Source organism: Saccharomonospora iraqiensis subsp. iraqiensis (assembly GCF_000430445.1).
GTDB classification, from domain to species: domain Bacteria; phylum Actinomycetota; class Actinomycetes; order Mycobacteriales; family Pseudonocardiaceae; genus Saccharomonospora; species Saccharomonospora iraqiensis.
Map to the genome: position 1 here is coordinate 6,595 of NZ_KE387129.1, position 5,386 is coordinate 11,980.

The 5,386-nt window shown below is 73.4% G+C and carries 5 protein-coding genes and 1 pseudogene; 2 read left to right on the forward strand and 4 right to left on the reverse strand.

Annotation, left to right across the window (positions count from 1 at the left end; all coding sequences use genetic code 11):
• From ACTIR_RS0119080 to ACTIR_RS0119095, 4 genes and pseudogenes are all read right to left on the reverse strand, one after another.
• Nucleotides 1-387, reverse strand: a pseudogene (locus tag ACTIR_RS0119080) (M56 family metallopeptidase); the annotation flags it as partial.
• Entirely contained in the window at nt 384-851 is a 468-nt protein-coding gene (locus tag ACTIR_RS24395; RefSeq protein ID WP_052583954.1) for a BlaI/MecI/CopY family transcriptional regulator, read from the reverse strand. The pseudogene ACTIR_RS0119080 and the gene ACTIR_RS24395, both read right to left, overlap by 4 nt.
• A 116-nt stretch (nt 852-967) precedes the next feature.
• Nucleotides 968-1,219 carry a Prokaryotic metallothionein gene (locus ACTIR_RS0119090; protein WP_026455471.1) on the reverse strand — a complete coding sequence of 84 codons (252 nt, stop codon included), beginning with the start codon at nt 1,217-1,219 and terminating at the stop codon, nt 968-970.
• A gap of 62 nt (nt 1,220-1,281) precedes the next feature.
• Nucleotides 1,282-3,342, reverse strand: a complete 2,061-nt coding sequence (locus tag ACTIR_RS0119095; protein ID WP_026455472.1) for an MMPL family transporter — start codon at nt 3,340-3,342, stop codon at nt 1,282-1,284.
• Nucleotides 3,343-3,507: 165 nt separating this feature from the next.
• On the opposite strand from ACTIR_RS0119095, the gene ACTIR_RS0119100 reads away from it, so the two are divergent.
• Nucleotides 3,508-3,990, forward strand: a complete 483-nt coding sequence (locus ACTIR_RS0119100) for a MarR family winged helix-turn-helix transcriptional regulator (RefSeq protein WP_026455473.1) — start codon at nt 3,508-3,510, stop codon at nt 3,988-3,990.
• Nucleotides 3,991-4,167: 177 nt separating this feature from the next.
• Nucleotides 4,168-5,386 (forward strand): cytochrome P450 family protein (locus tag ACTIR_RS26935; protein ID WP_034241064.1); only part of this gene is annotated, 1,219 nt, incomplete at its 3' end.

Here is a 5,386-nt window from a genome sequence, read left to right on the forward strand (position 1 = left end):
CGCGTCCCCGCCGGGCTCGGCGACCAGCCGCAGCAGCAACCGGTGCCGGGCACGGGCCCGCGCCGTGTCCCGCAGGCACCACAGCTGGTTGACCACCAGCCAGGCGCCGGCCAGCAACCCCGCCGACACCGCGGCCAGGTGCCAGACGTCCAGTTCCCCCCACCGGTGCGGGAGGTCCAGCAGCGCGGGCACCAGCCCGCGTGCGAACGGCGCCAACCCGAAGCCGAGCAGCGCGCCCACGAGGGCGATCACGAGGGTGAGGCCGCTGATCTGCCACAGCACGAGCGCGGCCCGCGGGTGGGCGTGGGTCCAGCGGCTGGCCGACAACCAGACCACGACACCCACCGCGACGAGGACGGCGCCGAGCTGGTGCCACACCAGGATCACGGATCCTCACCCCGCTGCCCGTGCGGCGGCCGCGGCTGCCGCGGGGTGTCCGGATCCTGCGGCGGGTGCGATGGTGCGGCCCGGTCCCCGGGGCCCACCCCGTCCCCGGCACGTCGGTGCGCGTGATCGAGCGCCCGGGTCAGCGCGTCGGCCTCGTCGCTGCTGACCGACCTGGCGAAGTGCACCAGCGCGGAGCCGCGGTCCCCGCTGAGTTCGAGTGCCTCCAGCATCAGGTCCGCGACGTAGGCCTCGCGCCCCGCGGCGGGCTCGTACAGCCAGGCCCGTCCCTGCCGCGTGCGCTTGACGACGTTCTTGTTCGCCAGCCGGGTCAACACGGTCATCACGGTGGTGTAGGCCAGCCCGCGGTCATCGAGGGCGGCGTGGACGGCCCGCACGCTGACCGGTCCGTCGTGCGCCCAGAGCACCTCCATCACCGCGCGCTCCAGTTCCCCGAGCCTCGCCAACGTCCACCCCTTCGCTCATGGTCCGCAGGCGATTGAACCATGCATCGGGGGCCGTCGAGCAGTCAGCATGCCGGGTGCACGGGTCACCGGCCCGCACGGCGGGCCGGTGCGGATGATCAGGTCGCGCCGACGGCGTCGCGGGCCTCCAGACCGTGCTCGCTCATCTGGCGTGCGCAGTGGGCGCAGCAGTAGAAGCGGCCGTCCACCTCGATACCGTGCCCCACCACCTTGCAGGAGCAGTGCTCGCAGATCGGCGCCATCCGGTGGATGGCGCACTCGAACGAGTCGAACGTGTGCACGCCTCCACCCGTGGTGCGGATCTCGAACGTCATGGCGTAGTCGTTGCCGCACACCTCGCACTGGGCCATGCCCGGCCACCTCCGTCGTCGGTCGTCGCTTCGCCCCGGCGTCGCCGCCGACGCGGCGACACTCATGTGGACGTAGGCATTCCCGAATGCGAGGTACGGAAACGTGACCGGCCGAGCCGCGAGGGCCACCACACCCGGCCGCCGATGTCCACCGTGAGGGCGGGCACCAGCAACGACCGCACCACCAGCGTGTCCAGCAGCACGCCGAAGGCCACGATGAAGGCGATCTGCGCGAGGAACAGCAGCGGCAACACCGCCAGGGCCGAGAAGGTGGCCGCGAGCACCACCCCGGCCGAGGTGATCACCCCGCCGGTGACGGTGAGGCCGTGCAGCGTGCCCTGCCGGGTCCCCTTCGTGCGCGTCTCCTCCCGCACGCGGGTCATCAGGAAGATGTTGTAGTCGATCCCGAGGGCCACCAGGAAGACGAACCCGAACAACGGGACCGCGGGGTCGGCGCCGGGGAATCCGAACACGTACTCGAACACCAGACCCGCCACGCCCATCGTGGCCGCGAAGGAGAGCACCACGGTCCCGATCAGCAGCAGCGGCGCCAGCAGTGCCCGCAGCAGCAGGGCGAGCACGGCGAACACCACGGCCAGCACGATCGGGATGATCACCGCCAGGTCCCGCTGGGAGGTGCGGATGGTGTCCAGCTGGACCGCGGTGGTCCCCCCGACCAGGGCCTGTGCCCCGTCCACGGCGTGCACGGAGTCGCGCAGGCGTTGCACCGTGTCCAGCGCGGCGTCCGAGTCGGCGGGCGCGGTGAGCACCGCCTCGATCCGGACGAGACCCCGCGCGGTCCCGGTCGGCTCCGCCTCGGCGACCCCGTCGACGGCACGGGTCGCCCGCAGCACCGCACCGGTCGCGTCGGCGTCGGCGATCACCACGGTCGGCGCGCCCGCGCCGCCGGGGAAGTACTCGGCCAGGACCTCCTGTCCGGCGACCGACTCGACACGCTCGAGGAACAGCTCCGACTCGGCCGTCCCGCTCGCCTCGAACTGCGGCAGGAACGCCGCGGGCACCAGCAACGCGACGGTCGTGACCAGCCAGACCGCCCGCGGTGTGCGGTCGACGCGCCCCGCGATCCGGCCCCAGACCCCCTCCGACTCCGGCTTGCGGGTCCCCGTGTGCGGACGGAACGGCCAGAAGGCGACCCGGCCGAACACCACGAGCACGGCGGGCAGGAACGTCGTCGAGGCCAGCAGCGCGGCCGCGATGCCGATGGCGGCCACGGGTCCGAGGTCGCGGTTCGAGTTCAGCTCGCTGAACAGCAGGCACAACACGCCCAGGATGACCGTGCCCGCCGAGGCGAGGATCGGTTCGATAGTGCCCCGCCACGCCCGCAGCATGGCGTCCCCGCGGCCGGGAACCGCGCGCAGTTCCTCCCGGTAGCGGGACACGAGCAGCAGCGCGTAGTCGGTGGCCGCACCGAACACGAGGATGAACAGGATGCCCTGGCTCTGCCCGTTCAGCGCGAGCACACCGCCGTCGGCCAGCAGATACACCACGAGGCTGGCCAGCCCCAGCGCGAGCACCGCGGACAACAGCACGAGCAGTGGGAGCAGCGGGCTGCGGTAGACCACGACGAGGATCACCGCCACCACCGAGCCCGCCACGAGCAGCAGCAGCCCGTCGATCCCGCTGAACGCCTCGGAGAGGTCCGCGACCCGCCCCGCGGGACCGGTGACGTAGACGTCGAGCCCGGCGGGGGCCCGCGCGAGCATCCCGCGGATGCGTTCCACCGACTCCCCCGGGTCGCCAGCGACCGGGGCGACCAGCCGTAGTGCCGCGTCGTCGGCGGGCGCGGGGAGCACGGGGGACACCCCCGGCGCGGTGACGTCGGCGTCGGCCAGTCGGGAGCGGGCATCCTCCAGAAACGCACGGTCGGCCGGGGTGATGCCCTCCGGACGTTCGGCGACGACGACGGCGGGCACCGCGCCGGTGTCGGCGAACTGCCGTTGCAGCCGTTGCACCTCGGTGGACTCCGCGGAGGTGGGCAGGAACGCGGCGCTGTCGTTCTCGGCCACGTCGCTCAGCATCCCGGCGTACGGACCGCCGACGGCGCCCACGGCCAGCCACACGAGGAGCAGGAGAGCGGGCAGGAACCTGCGGAGTGGACGCACGGGATTTCTTTCGACGATCGAACGGATTGGGTGCAATACTAGGCTCGGTGGTCACGCGCGGCAATCCGGATGCCCGGATCGGGTACGCGCGGCGACGGCCCGACGAGGGTCCCGCCGGGGAGCACCGCCCGGCGGAGACGACGACCGTGGCGGAAGGACGGCGAGGTGGCCGAGGACGTCGACAGCGACGACGAGGCGTTGATCCGGCAGGTACGCAGGTTGACGGTGGAGGCCGACCGGTTCACCGAGATGTTCGGCGAGGTGCACGGTCTGCACCGCACCGACCTGAACGCCGTTGTCGCGATCATGGACGCGGACCGCGCCGGGGCCCCGCTCAGCCCGGGCGAGCTGGCCGGGACGCTGCACCTGAGTCCGTCGGCCACCACCTCGGTGCTCGACCGGCTCTCCGCCGCCGGGCACGTGCGCCGGGAGAGCGACCCCGCCGACCGGCGGCGGGTGGTGTTGCGCGTGTGCGACAGCGCGCTCCGCCTCGGATCCGAGCTGTTCACACCTTTAGGTGAGGAGTACGCCCGGGTGTGGGAGGGTTTCGACGACGCCGAACGCCGGACCATCGCCCGGTTCCTCACCGGGACGACCGAGGCGACCGTCCGCATCCGCGCCCGCCTCGTCCGCCCCGACCAGGGCTGACATCCCGGAGACCCCGGTGCACGGGCCGCCACCGGGCCACGTCCGCCGTCCGGGGCAACCGACCGCCTCCCGGTGTGTCCCACCCGGTGCCGGTTCGACCGGTTCCGGTCGACGGGGGGCCTACAATCGCCTCCTCACGATCAGCGCCCACCCCTCTTTCCGCCGTCGGAGCAGCTCATGTCGGGTCCCCACGCACCACCCACGGCGCTGTACGGTCCCGGGTTCGCGCGTGACCCGGCGCGGCTCACCGAGGACCTCCGACGACGCCACGGTCCCGTCGCTCCGGTCCTGCTCGACGGCACCGTGCCCGCGTGGCTGGTGCTCGGCTACCGGGAGCTGTACCAGGTCGCCGACGATCCCGGGCTGTTCGCCCGCACCCGCCGGCACTGGCACAGCGGGCAGCACGTCCGGCCGCAGGAGCCGATCGATCCCCGGGTGAGCGGGACCCCGAGGGTGGAGACGGTCCCACGGTCCGGTGACCGGCCCGCGGCCGTACCCGGCTCCGGTGCCGCGTCACCACCACCGCCACCACCACTGCACGAGGCGCTCGCCGAGGTCGATCCGATGGAGCTGCGGATGCGGGTCGAGCAGGTCGCCGACCGCCTGGTGAACGGCTTCGCCGGGCGCGGGACGGCCGACCTGATCGCCGGGTACACGCACCGGATCCCGATGTTGACCCTCGCGCGGATATTCGGACTGGCCGAGACCACGGTGCCCGGGCTGGTGCGGGACACCGGCCTGGCCGCGACACCGGGACCGGAGGCCGGCCCGGCGCGGCAGCGGATCGTGTCGCTGATGCGGGACCTGGTGCGGCACCGACGCGCCCACCCCGGCGCCGATCTGCCGTCCCGGATCCTCGCGCACCCGCGTGCCCCGCACGACGACGCGGTCGCGACCGACCTCTTCCTGACCCTGGAGGCGGCCCACCTCGCGACGGCCGACTGGATGGGCAACGCGCTGCGGCTGATGCTCACCGACGAACGCTTCGCGACCACCCTCTCGGGTGGCCGGGGCAGCATCGGGCAGGCGCTCAACGAGGTGCTGTGGCGCGATCCCCCGGTGCAGAACATCGTGGGACGGATCGCCACCACCGACACCCACCTCGGCGGTCGGCGGGTCCGCCGGGGAGACCTGCTGGTGCTCGGCGTCGCGGCGGCCAATGCCGACCCGCACGCCCGCGTCCGCGGCACCTGCCCGCAGGTCGCGGGCGGGGGCGGGGGAGGCGACGTCGGGGGAGCCGTGGGCAACGAGGCGTACCTGTCGTTCGGCCACGGCGAGCACGGCTGCCCGTACCCGGCGCAGGAGATCGCGGCGACCGTCGCCCGGGGCGGGGTCGAGGTGCTGCTGGACCGCCTGCCCGACGTGCACCTCACAGTGCCCACCTCCGCCCTGGCCT

Coding starts and splice junctions, on each gene's coding strand:
- ACTIR_RS0119090 (WP_026455471.1), bottom strand. CDS start 1,219: ATGGCCCAGTGCGAGGTGTGCGGCAACGACTACGCCATGACGTTCGAG.